A 17,352-nucleotide genomic window follows, 5' to 3' on the forward strand; every position below is an offset into this window, starting at 1 on the left:
TTTATTCTTATGGAGATGTCTAATGCACTGTCCAGCATGTTATTCAGACAAATGTGAAACTGTTGAAACTATCAATACAGGCGATATTATCAAGCTTTACAAACGTGTGCTTGGTATTGATGTAAGTAAACTTTTTTCTGGCACTCCGTTAATTGAGTATACGCATTGCCTTGCATGTGACCTACGCTTCTTTTTTCCGTGGGTAAGTGGAGACGAAGTTTTTTACGAGGAGTTGCAGGAATTTGACTGGTATTATGATGAAACTGAAAAACCAGAATACCTATTTGCGAGCCAATTCATTGCAGAGGGGGCATCGGTTCTAGAAGTAGGTTGTGGAAATGGTGCTTTTAGAAGTTTTTTGCCAACTTCGGTAGCTTACACTGGGTTAGAGTTCAACGACAAGGCAATCCGCAAGGCACAGGCACTTGGCTTGGACGTAAAAAAATGCCCTGTCGAAAAGTATGCTGAGACTGCCGATTTACTGCATGACGTTGTTTGTTCATTTCAGGTAATAGAGCATGTCTCTGAACCTAGAAAATTCTTTGCGTCGTGCGCCAAGGCAACTAAGCATGGTGGTTAGGGACTTGCAAGAAAATAAAGTACCAGCTAAACAGGGACAATAGTAATATCCCATTTGGGTAATGTTTCAGAACGCTGCCATTGGGGTTGGTATTGTTCTAACTCTTGCGAGAGAACCTTGATTCCTTTGTGATATGTGGTTTGAACCAGATGTACAATGGGAGCAATTCCTTTCCAAGTCATATTGGCGGCCCATTGTGCTGCGGCGGCAACAGAATCTAAAATCGCACCATTCCAATAGTTCTCCAAGGCAGCCCAACACCGCTCTATTGGATTGTACTTGCTATGGTAAGGGGGATAATAAATCAGTCGAATTTTTAAATTAATTGCACAAGACAACTCAACCATGCGTTTGATAAATTGTGTGCGGTTACTGCGAGTAGCGGCACCGCCATCAAGATCAATCACCCACTCATCAAGTTCCAGGTAATTGTGTTGATTCTCATGCCACCAAGCGGTTAAACAATCGACGATAAAATCACTGGTTTCCGCCGACTGACCCAAGTAAATCGATAGCTGGTCATTATGTGTATTGAGAATGCCAAAGGGAACTAAGACTGATGACCACTGTGTATCGTGGTCATCAGCAGCTTTCGCCTCCATTGTCCGAGCTTTACCGCCTCTAGAAAGGTTGCCAATCTTCACCTTAGCTTTAGTATCTATAGACACTCGCAACGATTTGGGGTTTTCATCTGATGCCTGATTCTCCCGGAACACATTCTCGAAAATGGCATCAGTTTGCGGAATCTTTTTCAAGGGTTTCGTTTTTTGTGTTTTTTTAGGCGATACCCTAAGCGATTGAGAATTTCTCCACAAGTTTGACGAGATGGCAATTCGCTCTCGTTATAGCCATGAACACTTACTAATGCTTCTCTTACTGCTCTGGCACTAATGCGGGCATACAGAAAGGTCGATTGAAATTTAGGGTCGGCTTGAGCTTGAGCATCCACCAATGAACGAATATCTGCTTCTAAGTTGGGCAATACCTCAATACTATTGTGTCGTCCCCTTGCCTGATAATTCTCTACACAGACTATCCCCGTCCGCCTTTCATGCAAGCCGAGTTGCACACTCTGGCGATTCCATCCCATAACGGTTTCTGCAATGCGTGCTGAACTATCGAAGTAATCTTCGGTAACTTTTGCCATGAAATCTCGTTTGCGATTGCTAGTCAGTTTCTGTGCTGCATCTTTAAAGGTCGATTTGATGGTGTCGGTGAGCATGAATTGAGGGATTCCCATTCTAGATATTTAAACTAGGCGCGGACAGTTCACCGCTTCTTCTCTTCTAGAATGGCTGGTATTTTATTTTCTTGCAAGTCCCTTATATATTAATTGCTGTGCCAGCAGAAGATAGTTTTCTCTCAGTAGTTACAAATCACTGTCTAAATATGCCACCGCATCACCTTACACGTTGGTCGGATTCCTCACTTCGTAACTTGGCAATGAATGTTGGTCTTTCGGTTGAAGAATTGTGGCACGAACCAGTTCGTAATGACCACCGTTCATGGTATAAAAAGGTTCTTGCAAAGCATTACATAAATCGTTTGATATTTCGTAAGCCAGGGATAATGGATAAAAATTTATTCATTAAAGCGGCATGGATATTGCTAAAACTCCCTCTCCTTACAAAGTTTTGTGCTAGGCAGTCTGAGGCATTATCACCATCCATGCAACATGGACATACTGTAGTTTTGATATGTCGCCGATAATATCTTTTTAGTAAGATCACTCCATGCGATCGCACTTCACGTTCTTTCCCCTGTCTTAGCACTTGGATAGTAGTTGTTGGATGGCTGGTGGATAAGTCTCAGGTCTAAAGACACGCTCGTTTCCAACTTACCGAGGCTTTTCTATGACTTTTTGGAGAAATTCTGGATATACTACCAAAAATTAAAAGTAAATTTCAGTTCTAAGTATTTGTTTGCTCGTTTGCATAGCCAGATTTTGTCAATACTCAGAATTATCCTAGTAAAGCTAAATACTTTGTACTACAACTTTTATAAATCAGGTACATCTGTTTGGCGAGTTCCAATTTTCGACTATGGTTTCATCAAATAATGCCTAAGAGGGATGAGTTTACCGAAAAAGATTAGGTAGCAAATAGGTAGCCCCAGTATATAAAATGTAAAAGGCAAAACCGAAAAACAAGGTATTCAAAACTGTGGCTACATAGCCTAAGCACATCAATATGCCGTCAGATTCGATAGTTGCAACGGCTAAGAGTAACATTCCCACAGCAGGAATAGGATTGGTAGCAGGAGGATATGGCGACATTAGTAATATTGCCAACCAGGTGAGACATATCCCATTAAACCGCCAAGTTAATGGATTTTCAGCAACCTTCTGAAAACGCGGACGGGAGATTTTTTCTAAGACTTTGGTCACACGTTGTAAATTTTTTAACAGTGTTTGAGCAAACCAATTAGGGAATTTAAGGCTGGCAATTTTTTTTGGCAGCCACGGTGTACGCCTCCCCAAAGCCATCTGTCCTGACATCAACAAGCAAGCGGTACCGAGAGGGGTGCTTAACCCTGGTGGCGTGGGTATCAAAAATGGTAACACCAACAATGCAATCACTAAGCTAAAACCTCGTTCTGAGGTTTCTGAAATCACGTCACCCAGAGTCAGAGGTTTTTCAGCTAAATGTTGCAATAATGACTTTATGTCTTGAGAAAATCTTAGGGTCATAACGCTTTAGGTAATGGGTATTGATCAAATAATTCATCAAACTTTACTGTAATCCAGATCCATATTTTTGTGTCTGCATATTTTGGCATCAGTATTTTAGTGATTTTCTGGTAGTAGTATTAGCCGCATTTATGATTTAGGAATACTATATTTACGGTGGTTAAAACTAATACACTAATTTTAAGTGAATTAAATAACACAGAAAATTGAAGAAGAATTCAGAACTCAGAATGTGCTAAACCTTAGCTATCCGCTAAGGAACGAGGATTAAATAAGATCCAGAAATGGGTCATGCAACAATAAGCTGAATATGTCCATTAGAACTCTTGCAAAAGTATTTTGTGATACAATTAGGGGTTTGACAATTTATGATTAGGACAATAATAAGCAGTGAAATTTTGGAGAGCCAAGCAGCTTACTTTAAGGAAATTTAAACGACTTACCGGAGTCAGTCGTCGAACCTTTCAGGAAATGGAAGGGGAATGTAAAAGCTGATGAAAAAAAGAAAAAGAAATCTGGTCGTCGTCCTAAATTAATTATTGAAGACCAAGTTTTGATGGTTATTCAATATTGGAGAGAATACCGCACTTATTATCATATTGGATTAGACTGGGGGTTGTCAGAATCAGCCGTCTGCCGAACAGTTTACAAAATTGAAAATATTTTAATTAGTTCAAGAAAGTTTAGTCTACCTGGGAAGAAACAATTATGGAAAATGTCATCTGAAGAAGATTTGGTAGTGATGGATGTGATGGAAAGCCCAATTGAAAGACCAAAAATTGGGCAAAAAAGATTTTTTAGCGGTAAACAAGGAGAACATACTTTAAAAACGCAGGTAGTTATCCACCAAAAAACTAGTCAAATCATCTGTTTAACGCATGGTTTGGGGAAAATCCATGATTTTAGACTATTTAAAAGTAGTGGAATAAAATTTGGAGAATTACTTAAAGTCATAGCGGATAAAGGCTATCAAGGGATTAATAAAATTCATCAATTGAGTGAAACACCGATTAAAAAACCAAAAGGTGGAAGGTTGACGAAAGAACAAAAGAAATATAATCGAGAACTCAATCGATTAAAAATTAGTGTTGAACACGTAAATCGTCGTCTAAAGATATTTAAAATTTTGTCTGATAGATATCGAAACCGTCACCGACGTTTTGGCTTAAGGTCGAATTTAATTGCCGGGATTTATAATCACGAATTAGCGTTATAAATGGGATTAAAAAATAAAATTTATTAAATCCTTCAGTTATTAGCTAATAACTGGAACAGTGTTTTATGTCAAAAAATTTAGTGAACGGTCGCCTGATAATACTTAATTTAAAAAATTGATGAATCTTACTATCTTAATTGCCAAAAACTGAAATTAAAATAACCCATAATTATACTACAAAATATTTATGCAAGAGTTCTGTTCATCATTGAAGTCAAAGCGATAGCTAGTAGCTCTCCCTGTAGAAGTTGTACCTACAATTTTTGTCCCGTCTTTTGTCCAGATAAAATGCTCAGACCATTGTTGCTGACGGGGATGAAATAGAGGGACTTGTTTTTGAGTGTTGGGATCAGTACCTACTGTAAAATTATAGTGACGCTCATTACAGCGATGACAAGAAGACAGCCAAATTATCCAATTCATCAGAGCCACCCAAAGACTGCGGCATGATATGGTCAATGGTAAAACGGTCTGAACTCAAGTATTCTGGAGAGTGACAGTATTCGCAGAGATATTCAGCTAAATCTAAGCTTACTAGAATATTCTTTAGATGTTACTGAACCTCCAAGAGATGAACAAACAATTTTACGAGATACTACAAGATTTCAAAAGAATTCGCGGAAGTATGACGGCAGATGTATTTATTGTGAATTGCTTACAGGAATGTATTGGTATGTAGATAATTTACATTATGGTACAGCCGCTCACTTAGAAGTTTTTGATAAAAGAGGATATCATATTGGGGAAGCTGATTTGCAAGGAGATATTAATACTAGTAAAAAAGATAAAAACAAAACTATTGATTTGTCCTAATCAATGCTTGTCTATCGACTATTAACTTTAATTCCACCGCACATTTTTCCTTACTAACAACTCTCAGAATCAAAACTCAGTTAGAAAAAACCTAAAAATATTGATAAGCTGGAGTTAAATTTTGTCAATCTGCAAATTTTCAGGATTTTTAAGTATAAAACGATTATCAACTATTACTAAATCACCTGTGCAGCGAATTGGTAAACGCTCCTGATAGGCTTTAATCGCTAAGATATAATCATAGTCTACTAGTTCAGTTTTAATTTCTTGCAACTTATCAAAAACTGTACATACTAAAGTAATTTCTCCACTCAGTTTATCAATTTGAGGAGTGGCAATTTGCATAACCACACCTTGTACGGTGAAATTGGGATAGTTGGTAATAAATTCACTTAATATATCAACTTGGTCACGATTTTCTACTATCTCTAATGTTTTTAATATATCGCTTATTCTTTCAGCATAATCTCCTAAATTATGTTGGAGAGGTAGCAATATTTCATATTCATCGGCGGCATCTTTTTTCAGTCGCCAAATTGCCCCGGCATTATTATATATACGCCCTGTTTCATGCCAACCATTAGCTAGCAAGTGTGCCTTTAGCACATCAGGGTTAACAGTTTTGAGTATTTGACTATCTTTGATAGTAACTTTCATGGCAAATCTCCAAAACTAATGCGTTGAATGATGGCTTGGAGTGCATCTGGCGTAAACTGATTACTACGGGGTACTTCAATAGTAACATTGGTTGTATTTTCGGTGTCTGGCATTCCGCGCAAGGATACCCAGTAAGCACAATTTCTTAGACACAGTTCGGATTCTGTTTGTTTTATCCAGTCTGTTATTTTTTCAGAAACTAAAACGACTACTAAAATCCGAGGGACAAGGGCATTGATTTTTAAATCGTTATAATTTTTGAGATTGAGGGGATATTTAATATAGCTCTCATCCAGAATACCTCTAGATGTACATTTTAGTTGTAGTTCCAGTCTAGGGGAAAGGATTTTACCTGTACCACCTCTACTGACTATGCCTAAATCTACACTGTCGTTATCAACTTCTGGTCTATATAAAGAATAACCTGCAACGGCGGCGATCGCTCTAATATAGCTGATGCCAAATTGTTCTTTTTTTTGGTTAATATCCATATTATGTTGGATGGTCAGACTTTATCTTCCAGCAGATTATCACTGCACCGTTTCTCGCACCCGTAGCCTCACGCCAAACCCTCGCGGATACCTCTGCACCGCCTCCACCAATGGATAAACCTGCAAAAACCCAAGTTCCATCGGTTCGACTGCTAAACTCAAAATCGCTGACTTTAAATCTCCTCTCGCATCAGGAGGCGCTATCAGCGAAACCGATGCACCTTGCTTAAACAGTCCTTTATAACTTGAAAGTTTAGGCTCAAAGTTGAGCCTCTGAGGGTGAACCGTTTAACTTCCAATGCCCCATGCCCAATGCCCAATGCCCATTTCATTTTGTATAAATAAGACCAATACCTCTATAGAAGTAAGTAATTGTGGGGATTTAATAATTGCCAAGCTTAAACAAAATAGTATTAGGAATTTAACATTATCCGCAAAGAGAAGGACTACAATCAAAACGGACAAATGTTTCATGCTCCAACAACAGAGGATTACAAAGCTATGTCCGACTTAAATCGAGGAATTATGAAATTTGAGGGTGCAGATTCCCCAAAAGTAGTCACTATCTCTACCGTGTTGCTTCTGGGATCAATCGCTGCTCTCATAATCTGGGCGCTGCAAGCTGCATACGCGCTAAACTAAAAACATTAGTTGCCTAAAAGGGCACTGGTAAAAACGGTTTCCGTCGTAGCCAAGTGTCCATTTAGCAACTAGTAAATGAAGAAGAATCCAGAATCCAGAATCCAGAATCCAGAATCCAGAATCCAGAATGCTTTTCTTTTGGTGATTTAAACCACCACCTAATTTTAGACCTCTAAATCTAAGATTTGGATCGTTTGAAACCCCTGTGTTCATGCCCAATTCATTCTGAATTCTGAATCCTGACTCCTACTTCTGAATTCTTTTTGAGAAAAAAACGTTCTATAACCATCAAAAATTTCAGAAAAACTTTAGATTTGAGATTTGAGGTTTTAGATGGAAAATTTAAATCTAAAATCCAAAATCCAGAATGTTTGAACCTTGGGGTGTCTTAGTTCTTTTAATTGTCTGCCCCCTCTTGGGCGGATTACCCCTGATTGCATGGATAACTTACGCGCTGACGCGGAAACAGTTATCACAAGTTGGCACAAGAAACATCAGCGTATCGGCTGCCTTTTATCATGGCGGCAAATTTGTCGGAATTCTGGCAGTCTTGTCAGAAGCCTTTAAAGGAGTTGCGGCAGTTTTACTCAGCCGCGTTTTCTTCCCAGAAGGATCGTCTTGGGAATTGGTTGCGCTGATCGCTCTGGTAATCGGTAGATATTGGATAGGCAGAGGGGCAGGTACGACAAATGTTGTTTGGGGATTTGTCGTACATGATCCATTGGTTGCAATCTTTGTATCTTTCTTTGCAGGTATTAGTTTTACAATTCTCCAATCAAAACGGGTAGTCAAATTTGGGGTTTTGCTTCTTTTTCCTCTATTTGTGGCACTTTTGCACCTAAGCGATATTCCCCGGATGCTTGCTTCTGTCACCTTAGCTGGTTTAATGTTTTGGATTTACACCAAAATTCCTGATGACATGAACCTACCAGCCCAAGATGCACAAACAGAATCGCAAGCGATGTTGGAATTTTTACGAGGCGATGTCTACGACGGGCTACGCCAACGCACAGTGGTTTCTTTAGATGAAGAGTTGGATGCTGCCATTGTCGGCGAAAAGGCAGCTACATTATCTCAAATTAAGCGCTGGGGTTATTCAGTGCCGAAGGGATGGGTATTAGCACCAATCGAGAATCCTGAACTGTTGACATTTCTTCAGCCATCAGAATTATCCCCCTTGGTGGTGCGTTCCTCCGCTATTGGAGAAGACTCAGAACACGCTTCTGCTGCTGGACAGTATGAAACAGTTTTAAATGTTACTAACTCAGAGGCATTGCAGCAAGCGATCGCTCAAGTTCAAGCTTCCTACAATCATCCTTATGCTGTGCAATATCGGCGCGATCGCGGCTTGAATGATACAGCAATGGCTGTGTTGATTCAACAACAAGTCCAGAGTGTATATTCTGGTGTCGCTTTCAGTCGCGATCCCATTACCCAACAAGGTGATGCAATCATCATTGAAGCCCTTCCCGGCAGCCCGACGCAAGTCGTTTCGGGAAAAGTTACACCAGAACAATATCGCGCTTTTGTCCTAGAAACAGAAAATTCTTACTCTGTACAATTAGAAGGTGAAGGACGAGTACCACAAGCATTAATCAAGCAAGTTGCATACTTAGCTTCCCGACTCGAAAAACGTTATCATGGCACTCCTCAAGATATCGAGTGGAGTTATGACGGTCAAACGCTTTGGGTATTGCAATCTCGACCGATTACCACACTGCTACCCATCTGGACACGTAAAATCGCCGCCGAAGTGATCCCCGGAGTCATTCACCCTTTAACATGGTCGATTAATCGTCCCTTAACTTGTGGAGTTTGGGGAGAATTTTTTACTTTAGTTTTAGGCGATCGCGCTTTGGGGCTAGATTTCACCGAGACAGCAACTCTGCATTATTCCAGAGCCTACTTTAATGCATCCCTCTTAGGAGATATTTTTATCCGCATGGGATTGCCGCCGGAAAGTCTGGAATTTTTAACCAGAGGAGCTAAATTAAGTAAACCGTCCTTGCAGTCAACCTGGGAAAATTTGCCGGGATTAGGGAGGTTGCTGAAGCGGGAATTAAGTTTAGAAAAAGACTTTAAGCGGGATTATCAGAAACGCTTCATTCCTGGGTTGTCGCAATTGGCACAGGAAGATACAGATAACTTGGAACCATCAAAGCTGCTGGCAAGAATTGATTTTATTCTGGAGTTGCTGCATCGAGGAACGTATTACAGCATTTTAGCTCCCTTGAGTGCTGCCTTAAGACAAGCGATTTTTCGGGTAAAAGATGGCCAAATTGATAATAGTGTAACCCCAGAAGTAGCAGCATTGCGATCGCTCAGTGCCATAGCGACAGATGCCAAGCAAATATTAGTTGAGTTTGAGCCACAGCAGGTATTTGAGCAATTAAAGCAAACCCCAGAAGGAGAAAAGATCCTGCAAGCATTTGATGAATTGCTTCAGGATTACGGCTATTTAAGTGAAGTGGGAACCGATATCTCCGTCCCCACCTGGCGGGAAAATCCCCAGATGATCAAGCAGATGTTTGTGCAGTTAATGCAGGGTAACGAACCACAAGCAGGCGCTAAAGACGCAATTAATAGCATCTTTGCTGGTAAACGCAAACGCTCGTTTGTGCAACAGCGTGTAGATATCAAAGGGCGAGTCACCGAAGTTTATTCGCGGCTGTTAGCTGAATTGCGTTGGAGTTTTGTGGCTTTAGAGAAGATTTGGTTAAACTCTGGTTTACTCAACAAAACAGGAGATATCTTTTTTCTCAACTTTGATGAAGTGCGGCGTTTAGTTGGGGGTGAAGATTTCAGCTTAATTGAGTTAGTGGAATTGAGGCGATCGCAATTTTTCCAATATAGTGAGATTATTCAAGTACCTCTTTTAGTTTACGGCAATACACCTCCTCACCCCTTAGCTCCCTCTCCTCTCTACTCTGACCAAATTTTACAAGGTATCGGAGCTAGCCAGGGGCAAGCCGAAGGTAGAGTAAAAGTGTTGCGAAATTTACAAGATGTGCCAGAGATTGACCGAGATACGATTCTGGTAGTGCCTTACACAGATTCCGGTTGGGCGCCATTGTTATTGAGGGCTGGGGGATTAATTGCCGAAGCTGGTGGAAGGCTTTCTCACGGTGCGATCATTGCTCGTGAATATGGAATACCCGCAGTCATGGATGTTCACGGTGCTACATGGCTTTTGCAAGATGGTCAACGGGTACGAATTGATGGGTCTAGGGGTATTGTGGAACTATCTAACGATTTAAGACCAGAATGATTACCACTTCTCTGAAAAACTTAGTAGAAGAGTCTGTTTCTCACAATCCCGAAATCAAGAAAAAGGTAATGCTACGCTTTGGCGACTTACCTCATCTAACTAACTTTTCTCAAGCCCGTTTTGCGCCCGGACAAACCGCACCAGCACACGCGCATCAAGATATGTGTGAAGTATTCTTTGTAGAAGCTGGTTCGGGCGTAATTCACATTGATGGTAAAAAGTACCCACTACTACCGGGAAATTGCGTAGCAATAGAAGTAGGAGAAGTACATGAAATTGTCAATAGTGGCTCAACTGAGCTTATTTTGACATATTTTGGTTTGCGAGTATAAAAAGTTCCCAGCCTCCAGGCTGGGAAGCAGTTAGGGCAAAGGCTATGTCTTAACTGAGTGCTATTTGATATAAACAAAGGTACATTCTTGGCATTTTAATATACCAAAGGTGTTGCGCCGCGCATTTGACGTAAAGAATTTATACAGGCAGCACAGTCGCAGCCAAATAAGTTGATTGCCACATCGCTTTCTTGATCGTTGAACTCCAGCATGGGAGCATCTTCTTGAGAAAACTCTATTTCCGGCTGATAATTAGGAATTTGAGCCAATACAGAAGCCCTTGCACACACTAAACCCACTTTATGTTTATTGCGTATACAAGATAGATTATCTGTAGTCTTAGCTTCTGGTTGTGGCTCCATAGCTTGTGCTTGATTGAGCATTACTCCCATAGAGAGAATAGAGCTAATCAGTACAGGAGAAGAAAGGAAGGTTAGTATAATTTTGTTCATTTGGTTACTTAGAAAAGGATTGCGATCGCTCAGATTATCCGATTAAATCTTACGCGCAAGTAAATGTCTATCAGGAATACAATAATTTTACTTATGAATTTTGACTACCAACCACCAAGCGAAATTCATATTTCCCTATGAACTGTGAACAAGCGGTTGATAATTAGATATGCGATGTCTAGTAACAAGTCGTGCAGTATCTACGCATCCTCTGGAAATATACTTTTTCAGCAACTTACCCACAATTGAGATACCTTGCTCAATCTCCTCTGGTGGGAGACAAAAAGTTAAACGCATTGCTGGATAACCCTGCTTATCGGGGAAAAACGCCGAACCGCACGCTAGGTAAATATTTTGTGCAAAGGCTTCCTTACGAATTGTCCCAATCGGAATATCATCTGGTAACTGTACCCATAAAAATAATCCTCCTGTGGGAACTGTCCACCGGATTTCTTCAGGAAAATAACGCTCCAAAGCTTGCAGCATGGTATTGCGACTTTGTAGATTATCTGCGCGAAGTCGGCTGAGGTGACGGCGATAATGTCCTGAAGCGAGATATTCGCTAACTATTGTTTGCGAAATACTTGATGTGTGCAAGTCATGAAGCAACTTTCGCTCAATAATTCCTTGATAATGCTTACCTGTAACTACCATATAGCCCACACGCAAACCAGGCATTAAAGTTTTAGAAAAAGTGCTTAAGTAAGTCACCAAATTATTTTTATCTAAAGCTTAATTGGCGCTGGTACAGCATCGAAATTTATTCCTTCGTAAGCATTATCTTCCAAAATTGGGCACTCATATTTTTCAGCTAAGGCTAATAATTGCTGACGATGAGTTTGTGTTGTTGTCAATCCCGTAGGATTGTGAAAAGTACTAATTGTATAAATTAATTTTGGGCGGTGGCTGTGTAAATATTTCTCTAATAAATCTAAATTCATTCCCTCCGCAGTCATAGGAATGCCAATAATCTTAGCTCCTAAGTTTTCTAAAATAGAAATTGCACCATAATAAGTAGGGGCTTCTACAATCACCCAATCACCAGATTGGACATAATAATTCATCGCTAATGACAACCCTTGCTGAGAGCCATTAGTAATAATTAAATTTTCTGGAAAAACCTCTAATCCTTGATGTACTAGCATCTGGGCAATTTGTCTGCACAGAGTTAGTTGTCCTTGAGGCATTTCGTGAGGAAAAAAAATATCAGCATCTTCTTGTTTTAATGCTCGTCTAGCAATGAGGTTGATATCTTTTGGTGGACGAGGATAACCGTACCCAAAATTAATCATTCCTGGCTGTGTTTGTGCTTGCACTAGGGGAGTATACATCTCATAAAAAGAACACTTCCCTGGTTTTGTAATTATGACATTTTGGGCTGGGGCAAATGTAGATTCTAAGTTGGCACTCTTCAGAGAAACGCTGTTAACAAAATATCCTGAACCCTGACGAGCAGAAACAATTCCATCTGCTTCTAAAACGTTATATGCTTCAATAATCGTGAGTTTATTAACTTGTAAACTCTCTGCCAGAGAGCGGATAGAAGGTAAGCGATCGCCACTTTTGAGTGCGCCAGATTTAATTAGACTACTGATGCGATCGCGGATTTGTAAATAAATCGGCTTGTGGGACTGTCGTTCTAACAAAATTTTCATTTTGGCGCACTCGTTAATGACTAAATAATCATCAATACTGGCAATATAAACTATTTTTGCTAACTTTACCTAGTACAGTTGAGAGTTTTTTTACTATACCAGTTGAGATTGCGCGTAACTGTACTAGATAAAATCTGTCAAAATTGTACCTTCTCAGTTGAAAATTATTACGTGAAAGTAAAAGTAATAGTTCACTATTAATCAGGTGCTTTCACTATGAATAAATCTAATGTTTTATTAAATTTACGAAAATATTGGCAATATTTTGTTATGTGGATGAGTAGTGGTTCTGATTTGCAAGTTTGGCACCAATCAGATCGTCGTGGTAACACTTCTTCTTGGCATGCTTACGATCCAATTACAGGACGCTCTGCCTGTTTTGGTTCTGAAGAAGAAATGCGAATTTGGATTGATAAATGTTACTACAGATAAAATCGGTATTGCTAAATTCTGCCTTTTAACTCAATACGGTTCAGTTAAGCATTTCTTTCTTCTCTCTGCGTCCTCTGCGCCTTCTCTACGAGACGCTACGCGAAGGCGGTAGCCTGCGGCAAGCCGAAGCGTCTACGTTAAAAAATTAACTTGGATAACAGAGTTTTAGCCTTAAACCGTATTGCCTTTTAACTTCTCTACAACAACATAGGGACGCAGATTTGTGCGCCCCTACGAAAACTTTATTCTACACAAGTGAAATATTTAGCGTGATTCCATCTTAGAAACTCGCTCCTCTAATTTATTAACTTGTTGCTTCAATTCAATCACTAAAGTTGCCAGCCGATCAAACATCGGATTTTGCTGTGATGAATTGCCTCTAGAACCCGTTCGTGGGGTAAGTGTTGTCCTTGGGGATGGAGACTGGCCGGTTCTACCTAGTTGAGACTCTATTTGATTTAACCGCGACTCGACACGATTTAAGTCCGCTTCTAGGTTGTTGATGCGGGAATCAACTTGCTGTGATGAGGCAATTTTGGCAAAAAAACTGCCCCAGATAATTGTTCCTAAAATCCCGGCGATTACTAGCACCTTGATTTTTTTCATATCAATAGCTGACTTCTGACAAAAGTCGATTTAACCAGACTTTGCGGGTATGCTTACAGACTAAAAACCTGTTGGGGATATTTCACTTTTTATCTGGTTGTAAGTTAGAAAATAAACTCTGCCAATCGATAGAGTTGACAGTATTTTCTCCCTGTTTAACCTCAAAGGTGACATTAGACGCTTTTTCTATTTTTAGCGCTTGCACGCAAAGTTCTGCCACATCCTCACGGCTGATTTTGCCTCTAATATTATCGCCTTGCTCAAATATTAATTCCTTACCACCGACATCTTCAGTTAAAGCGCAAGGTCTAATAATCGTATATGGAATTCCGCTTTCTCTTAAACTATCTTCTCCCTTCAACTTCCAAGTCAAAATTCCTCCCAATTGATCGTTTAATTTGACTGCTGGCGGTTCTTCATCTAAATTAATGCCAGGACGACCGGGACGAGTCACGCCCGCAGAACTGACAAGGATAAATTGTGGTAAAGTTGTTCCGTCATAAGCTTTAATTGATTCCAACTGCAAAGCAAAACCACCAGGAGAAAATTTGGGATTTAAAGCGCCATCGTATTCAAATTTGCTCAACATCAGTTGGAATGAACAAATTCTACTCTGCTCAATTGGCGGCGCATCTTTAACAACTTTTGCCCGAAATACCGGAATCAAATCTGCAAAGGGAATATAAATATCTATCCAGCTATTAGCTACGGTGTCAAAAGAATAGCTATAGCCAATACCATCCCATTTTGTATCTGTCCGCAGAAATATTTTATAACGCTGACCGTCACCTTTGACGCGCAATTTCACACCTTTGTAACCAGATAAGTCGAAGGGTGGATCAAAATTTTTAGTTCTGACAGAAGCAAATCCGCCAGAGTTAGCAGTGGAGACATTACCAGCAAATAAAGCTGTATTTTCTACTAATTGGATATTACTAGCACTTACGCCACCCATAACGACATCATCCAACGCCCCCCAGTTATCTCTTAATTCTGCTGATGGCTTGGTGAAATCAAATATTAGTTTTTCGTTTGCTTGGGGTAAGTATTTTGCAGCCGCTTGGACTAAGTTTTTGACACCTTGATATTCTACATTTTCGGGGGTGTCGCCAACAATTTCTGGTTGGTAAAATTTAACACCTTGATAATATTTGGCTCTATCTGCTGTGTCTCCCTCAACTGGTTGTACACGCACTGCTGTACAACAAACTACAGCTTGGATATCAGCCATAACTAAAGGAGTTAAAGTTTCTGGTTGCGTAATATCCGCAACTACTAAATCTATATCATTACCAAGAATTGACCGCGCTTTGTCAATATCTCGAACTAGGGCGCGGACATTATAACCTCGTTCGAGCGATCGCTGTACTACTCGTTTACCTACACCGCCTGTTGCACCAGCTACTAAAATTACACCCACGTTTCCTCCTCCATTGGGTCTATCTTCATTATCCTTAGGACGGCCTTGGATTAACTGCTGTACCCAGTTAAGGAAAGGAATTACCTCAAAGTAAGTCAGGGTTTCAATAAACCTGCCTAAGTCCCATTGAGAACGATTTTTATCAGTCATATTTGCGTCCTCATAACTTTCTTCAGTTTAGCCCAATGAGTCAGTTATGTTTTCTTGAAGCCAGCCCCCAGACGGTAAAGGACAATTGAGAATTAGACATCAAAATGATATGATACAGCCCCTTCTTCGTTTACCTTAAAGTTTGCATTGAAGTCCTTAGCTTTTTCATCCAAATATTGTCTGGCGTGCGGTGCGGGTATTTGTGACTTCATTGCAAAGCCCAAAACAGTTACGCGTCCATGATTTTCTTGTAGCATCTGATAAAAAATTGATTGCAGGCGATCGCTAACTTGTTGATTAATCGCCTTTTTCTCCTGCTGACTTTGACGGTATAATCCTAATGCTAACCATGCGCCCAATGTTAGGGTAGGAATGCCAAAAATTAGACGTTCTACGGCAGTATTATCAATTACAGGGGTAGTTGATGGTGTTGAGAACTCAACCGAGCCATCCCAAGCTAAGGGTAAGGTAATTGATTTTTCCGTAGTCGTTTTATTAAATACCTCTGCTGCTGATAGCATTACAAACATGAATCCCATTGTCAGTAGCCAACCTGCGGCCAATTTTTCAGCAGTTTTCATAGTTCCACTTCAGATTTGAACTTTGTTAGAGATTCTAACCTTACTTTCGCAAAGGTTCCAGTATATCAACCTAAAGGTGAATGCTGATTAGTTGTTTTCACTATTTTTTGAGAGTCGCTGCGATCGCTATAATAATTCTTCATGTTCCAAATCGGGGCGATGTCTCCGACGGGCTACGCCACAATCAAAAGCAAAACTTAGCTCCAAATGCGACATCTTTCATAACCCTTGAGAATGTCAAATCGCAGCAAAGGTATAATATTTTGCTGCGATTTTTACCTTAATTACGTGTTGCTTCCAGTAGACGGGAAAAATAAAAGCGAGTCTTTGTCATCGCCTGTCGTTGCAAAGAAAAACCATTACTTTCCAAGATTCTCACCACATCAGCCTCACGGTGCAAATATGCACGAGTCGCTTTACTTGGGCCAGGAAAGAAGCTGCCAATTTTCTTGAGTATACTCAGGGCGCAGGTTTTCGGCGCAAAACTGAGAATTATCCGCGACTGTGCCAAAGAACAGAGATGAGAAATCATCTCATCAGCTTTTTCTTGGGGGTAGTGGATAAGAACATCTAAGCAAATAACAGTATGGTAATTACCACTTAACGATTCCAAATCCTGCACAGCAAAAGTGGGATTTTCCTCATTTCCCAAAGTTTGCTTCGCTCTATCTTTGCCTTCTTCCACCATTTTTTCCGAAATATCGGTGGCATAGACTTTAGCACCATCTACAGCTAGGGGGATGCTGAGACTACCAACACCACATCCAGCATCACAGATGGATAGCTGTGGTAAATTGTTATCAGCCTTCAGCCAGCCAAGAACCGTATCCACGGTTTGCTGGTGTCCATTGCGGATGTCTAGTTGGACTTTGTTGACTTCGCCATCACCGTAGATTCGCTTCCAACGGTCAAACCCTGTGGAATTGAAATACTCGCGAACAATAGTTTTGTCGTCGGCTGCGTTCATAAACTTTGATTTTTAGGGGTTCCCAATGCTTAAAATTATCATTGATAGGAACCCACAGGAGCGCTCTTCCAGATTTTTCTAGATATAGTGTAGAGAAGGAGGTTAGGGGACTTCCAACTAAAAAAATACCTATCGCTTTGGTGAGCAGGGGCGCTGGCGTTGCAGGGGAGGAAGAATCTAACGAACGATCATCTTCGCTCCCAAAATTGAATAATTTAATTTCTGGAGGTTCTTAGGACAAATGTAAGCCTCTAATTATTCAAACTAGAAACGCTATATTCAATCGATTATTGTCATTTCATGACTTTTTGAAGTGATTTTATCTTATTTAAACATCTATTCTTTTGCTTAATATAAACTACATGACTATTTCACCCTGTAAAGATATATAATCTCATCTT

At 40.2% G+C, this 17,352-nt stretch carries 21 protein-coding genes and 1 pseudogene; 8 read left to right on the forward strand and 14 right to left on the reverse strand.

The genetic code is table 11. The features are described 5' to 3' along the window. Positions 1-22: 22 nt before the first annotated feature. Positions 23-580 (forward strand): class I SAM-dependent methyltransferase, encoded by a 558-nt coding sequence (locus ANSO36C_RS01350; RefSeq protein WP_251958045.1) that lies wholly within the window; start codon positions 23-25, stop codon positions 578-580. Positions 581-606: 26 nt separating this feature from the next. On the opposite strand, the pseudogene ANSO36C_RS34680 reads toward ANSO36C_RS01350, so the two are convergent. Next, positions 607-1,820, reverse strand: a pseudogene (locus ANSO36C_RS34680) (ISAzo13 family transposase). 71 nt (positions 1,821-1,891) lie between these two features. Here ANSO36C_RS34680 and ANSO36C_RS01365 point away from each other — a divergent pair. Continuing rightward, positions 1,892-2,290: a hypothetical protein gene (locus ANSO36C_RS01365; RefSeq protein ID WP_251958046.1), complete on the forward strand. Its 399-nt coding sequence runs from the start codon at positions 1,892-1,894 to the stop codon at positions 2,288-2,290. Positions 2,291-2,657: 367 nt separating this feature from the next. Here ANSO36C_RS01365 and ANSO36C_RS01370 read toward each other — a convergent pair whose 3' ends face one another. Further along, positions 2,658-3,269 (reverse strand): exopolysaccharide biosynthesis protein, encoded by a 612-nt coding sequence (locus ANSO36C_RS01370; RefSeq protein ID WP_251958047.1) that lies wholly within the window; start codon positions 3,267-3,269, stop codon positions 2,658-2,660. Positions 3,270-3,659: 390 nt separating this feature from the next. On the opposite strand from ANSO36C_RS01370, the gene ANSO36C_RS01375 reads away from it, so the two are divergent. Further along, positions 3,660-4,485, forward strand: a protein-coding gene (locus ANSO36C_RS01375; protein ID WP_251958048.1) for an IS5 family transposase whose coding sequence is annotated in 2 segments (ribosomal slippage) — positions 3,660-3,752 and positions 3,754-4,485 — 825 coding nt in all. Because the reading frame shifts where the segments join, the coding sequence is not laid out codon by codon here. A 174-nt stretch (positions 4,486-4,659) separates the two neighbouring features. On the opposite strand, the gene ANSO36C_RS01380 is transcribed toward ANSO36C_RS01375, so the two are convergent. Together ANSO36C_RS01380 and ANSO36C_RS01385 are read right to left on the reverse strand one after the other, a co-directional pair. Continuing rightward, the gene (locus tag ANSO36C_RS01380) at positions 4,660-4,908 is read right to left on the reverse strand and encodes a hypothetical protein (RefSeq protein ID WP_251958049.1); all 249 of its coding nucleotides are present in this window, start codon (positions 4,906-4,908) and stop codon (positions 4,660-4,662) included. Next, positions 4,868-4,966: an HNH endonuclease gene (locus ANSO36C_RS01385; RefSeq protein WP_251958050.1), complete on the reverse strand. Its 99-nt coding sequence runs from the start codon at positions 4,964-4,966 to the stop codon at positions 4,868-4,870. Before ANSO36C_RS01385 ends, ANSO36C_RS01380 begins: the two co-directional genes overlap by 41 nt. 170 nt (positions 4,967-5,136) lie before the next feature. Between ANSO36C_RS01385 and ANSO36C_RS01390 the strand changes: the two genes are divergently transcribed. Then, positions 5,137-5,298 (forward strand): hypothetical protein, encoded by a 162-nt coding sequence (locus tag ANSO36C_RS01390; protein WP_251958051.1) that lies wholly within the window; start codon positions 5,137-5,139, stop codon positions 5,296-5,298. A 114-nt stretch (positions 5,299-5,412) separates the two neighbouring features. On the opposite strand, the gene ANSO36C_RS01395 is transcribed toward ANSO36C_RS01390, so the two are convergent. Genes ANSO36C_RS01395 through ANSO36C_RS33775 form a run of 3 tightly spaced genes read right to left on the reverse strand, consistent with a single transcriptional unit; the run spans position 5,413 to position 6,608 of the window. Next, complete coding sequence (locus tag ANSO36C_RS01395; protein WP_251958052.1) at positions 5,413-5,955, reverse strand: hypothetical protein; 543 nt, start codon at positions 5,953-5,955, stop codon at positions 5,413-5,415. After that, the gene (locus ANSO36C_RS01400; RefSeq protein WP_251958053.1) at positions 5,952-6,446 is read right to left on the reverse strand and encodes a DUF4365 domain-containing protein; all 495 of its coding nucleotides are present in this window, start codon (positions 6,444-6,446) and stop codon (positions 5,952-5,954) included. Before ANSO36C_RS01400 ends, ANSO36C_RS01395 begins: the two co-directional genes overlap by 4 nt. A 39-nt stretch (positions 6,447-6,485) precedes the next feature. Continuing rightward, on the reverse strand, positions 6,486-6,608 hold the full coding sequence (locus tag ANSO36C_RS33775) for a hypothetical protein (protein ID WP_267145348.1): 123 nt from the start codon (positions 6,606-6,608) through the stop codon (positions 6,486-6,488). Between the two features lie 303 nt (positions 6,609-6,911). Here ANSO36C_RS33775 and ANSO36C_RS01405 point away from each other — a divergent pair, with 303 nt between their 5' ends. From ANSO36C_RS01405 to ANSO36C_RS01415, 3 genes are all read left to right on the forward strand, one after another. Next, the gene (locus ANSO36C_RS01405) at positions 6,912-7,088 is read left to right on the forward strand and encodes a hypothetical protein (RefSeq protein WP_176727114.1); all 177 of its coding nucleotides are present in this window, start codon (positions 6,912-6,914) and stop codon (positions 7,086-7,088) included. 367 nt (positions 7,089-7,455) lie between these two features. Further along, positions 7,456-10,356 (forward strand): glycerol-3-phosphate acyltransferase, encoded by a 2,901-nt coding sequence (locus tag ANSO36C_RS01410; protein WP_251958054.1) that lies wholly within the window; start codon positions 7,456-7,458, stop codon positions 10,354-10,356. After that, entirely contained in the window at positions 10,353-10,688 is a 336-nt protein-coding gene (locus tag ANSO36C_RS01415) for a cupin domain-containing protein (RefSeq protein WP_251958055.1), read from the forward strand. The genes ANSO36C_RS01410 and ANSO36C_RS01415 overlap by 4 nt, the downstream gene beginning before the upstream one ends. A 95-nt stretch (positions 10,689-10,783) precedes the next feature. Here the strand turns inward: ANSO36C_RS01415 and ANSO36C_RS01420 are convergent, their stop codons facing one another. The 3 genes from ANSO36C_RS01420 to ANSO36C_RS01430 all read right to left on the reverse strand — a co-directional run bounded on the left by ANSO36C_RS01420 (position 10,784) and on the right by ANSO36C_RS01430 (position 12,795). Beyond that, positions 10,784-11,140, reverse strand: a complete 357-nt coding sequence (locus ANSO36C_RS01420) for a hypothetical protein (RefSeq protein ID WP_251958056.1) — start codon at positions 11,138-11,140, stop codon at positions 10,784-10,786. A 135-nt stretch (positions 11,141-11,275) separates the two neighbouring features. Beyond that, a complete protein-coding gene (locus ANSO36C_RS01425; RefSeq protein WP_251958057.1) occupies positions 11,276-11,851 on the reverse strand; it encodes an aminotransferase class I/II-fold pyridoxal phosphate-dependent enzyme in 576 nt (191 codons plus the stop codon). 14 nt (positions 11,852-11,865) lie between these two features. Further along, on the reverse strand, positions 11,866-12,795 hold the full coding sequence (locus ANSO36C_RS01430; protein ID WP_251958058.1) for an aminotransferase-like domain-containing protein: 930 nt from the start codon (positions 12,793-12,795) through the stop codon (positions 11,866-11,868). 216 nt (positions 12,796-13,011) lie between these two features. On the opposite strand from ANSO36C_RS01430, the gene ANSO36C_RS01435 reads away from it, so the two are divergent. Next, entirely contained in the window at positions 13,012-13,227 is a 216-nt protein-coding gene (locus tag ANSO36C_RS01435) for a hypothetical protein (protein WP_251958059.1), read from the forward strand. A gap of 264 nt (positions 13,228-13,491) precedes the next feature. On the opposite strand, the gene ANSO36C_RS01440 is transcribed toward ANSO36C_RS01435, so the two are convergent. From ANSO36C_RS01440 to bchM, 4 genes are all read right to left on the reverse strand, one after another. After that, a complete protein-coding gene (locus tag ANSO36C_RS01440) occupies positions 13,492-13,833 on the reverse strand; it encodes a type II secretion system protein (RefSeq protein WP_251958060.1) in 342 nt (113 codons plus the stop codon). Positions 13,834-13,915: 82 nt separating this feature from the next. Further along, complete coding sequence (locus ANSO36C_RS01445; protein ID WP_251958061.1) at positions 13,916-15,403, reverse strand: CIA30 family protein; 1,488 nt, start codon at positions 15,401-15,403, stop codon at positions 13,916-13,918. Between the two features lie 92 nt (positions 15,404-15,495). Further along, entirely contained in the window at positions 15,496-15,984 is a 489-nt protein-coding gene (locus ANSO36C_RS01450; protein WP_251958062.1) for a hypothetical protein, read from the reverse strand. 280 nt (positions 15,985-16,264) lie between these two features. Continuing rightward, complete coding sequence (gene bchM, locus ANSO36C_RS01455) at positions 16,265-16,951, reverse strand: magnesium protoporphyrin IX methyltransferase (RefSeq protein ID WP_251958063.1); 687 nt, start codon at positions 16,949-16,951, stop codon at positions 16,265-16,267. Positions 16,952-17,352: the final 401 nt, after the last annotated feature.

Source organism: Nostoc cf. commune SO-36, from assembly GCF_023734775.1.
GTDB lineage: Bacteria > Cyanobacteriota > Cyanobacteriia > Cyanobacteriales > Nostocaceae > Nostoc > Nostoc commune_A.

Coding starts and splice junctions, on each gene's coding strand:
- ANSO36C_RS01350 (WP_251958045.1), top strand. CDS start 23: ATGCACTGTCCAGCATGTTATTCAGACAAATGTGAAACTGTTGAAACT.
- ANSO36C_RS01370 (WP_251958047.1), bottom strand. CDS start 3,269: ATGACCCTAAGATTTTCTCAAGACATAAAGTCATTATTGCAACATTTA.
- ANSO36C_RS01380 (WP_251958049.1), bottom strand. CDS start 4,908: ATGAATTGGATAATTTGGCTGTCTTCTTGTCATCGCTGTAATGAGCGT.
- ANSO36C_RS01395 (WP_251958052.1), bottom strand. CDS start 5,955: ATGAAAGTTACTATCAAAGATAGTCAAATACTCAAAACTGTTAACCCT.
- ANSO36C_RS01400 (WP_251958053.1), bottom strand. CDS start 6,446: ATGGATATTAACCAAAAAAAAGAACAATTTGGCATCAGCTATATTAGA.
- ANSO36C_RS01405 (WP_176727114.1), top strand. CDS start 6,912: ATGTTTCATGCTCCAACAACAGAGGATTACAAAGCTATGTCCGACTTA.
- ANSO36C_RS01410 (WP_251958054.1), top strand. CDS start 7,456: ATGTTTGAACCTTGGGGTGTCTTAGTTCTTTTAATTGTCTGCCCCCTC.
- ANSO36C_RS01415 (WP_251958055.1), top strand. CDS start 10,353: ATGATTACCACTTCTCTGAAAAACTTAGTAGAAGAGTCTGTTTCTCAC.
- ANSO36C_RS01420 (WP_251958056.1), bottom strand. CDS start 11,140: ATGAACAAAATTATACTAACCTTCCTTTCTTCTCCTGTACTGATTAGC.
- ANSO36C_RS01430 (WP_251958058.1), bottom strand. CDS start 12,795: ATGAAAATTTTGTTAGAACGACAGTCCCACAAGCCGATTTATTTACAA.
- ANSO36C_RS01435 (WP_251958059.1), top strand. CDS start 13,012: ATGAATAAATCTAATGTTTTATTAAATTTACGAAAATATTGGCAATAT.
- ANSO36C_RS01440 (WP_251958060.1), bottom strand. CDS start 13,833: ATGAAAAAAATCAAGGTGCTAGTAATCGCCGGGATTTTAGGAACAATT.
- ANSO36C_RS01445 (WP_251958061.1), bottom strand. CDS start 15,403: ATGACTGATAAAAATCGTTCTCAATGGGACTTAGGCAGGTTTATTGAA.
- ANSO36C_RS01450 (WP_251958062.1), bottom strand. CDS start 15,984: ATGAAAACTGCTGAAAAATTGGCCGCAGGTTGGCTACTGACAATGGGA.
- bchM (WP_251958063.1), bottom strand. CDS start 16,951: ATGAACGCAGCCGACGACAAAACTATTGTTCGCGAGTATTTCAATTCC.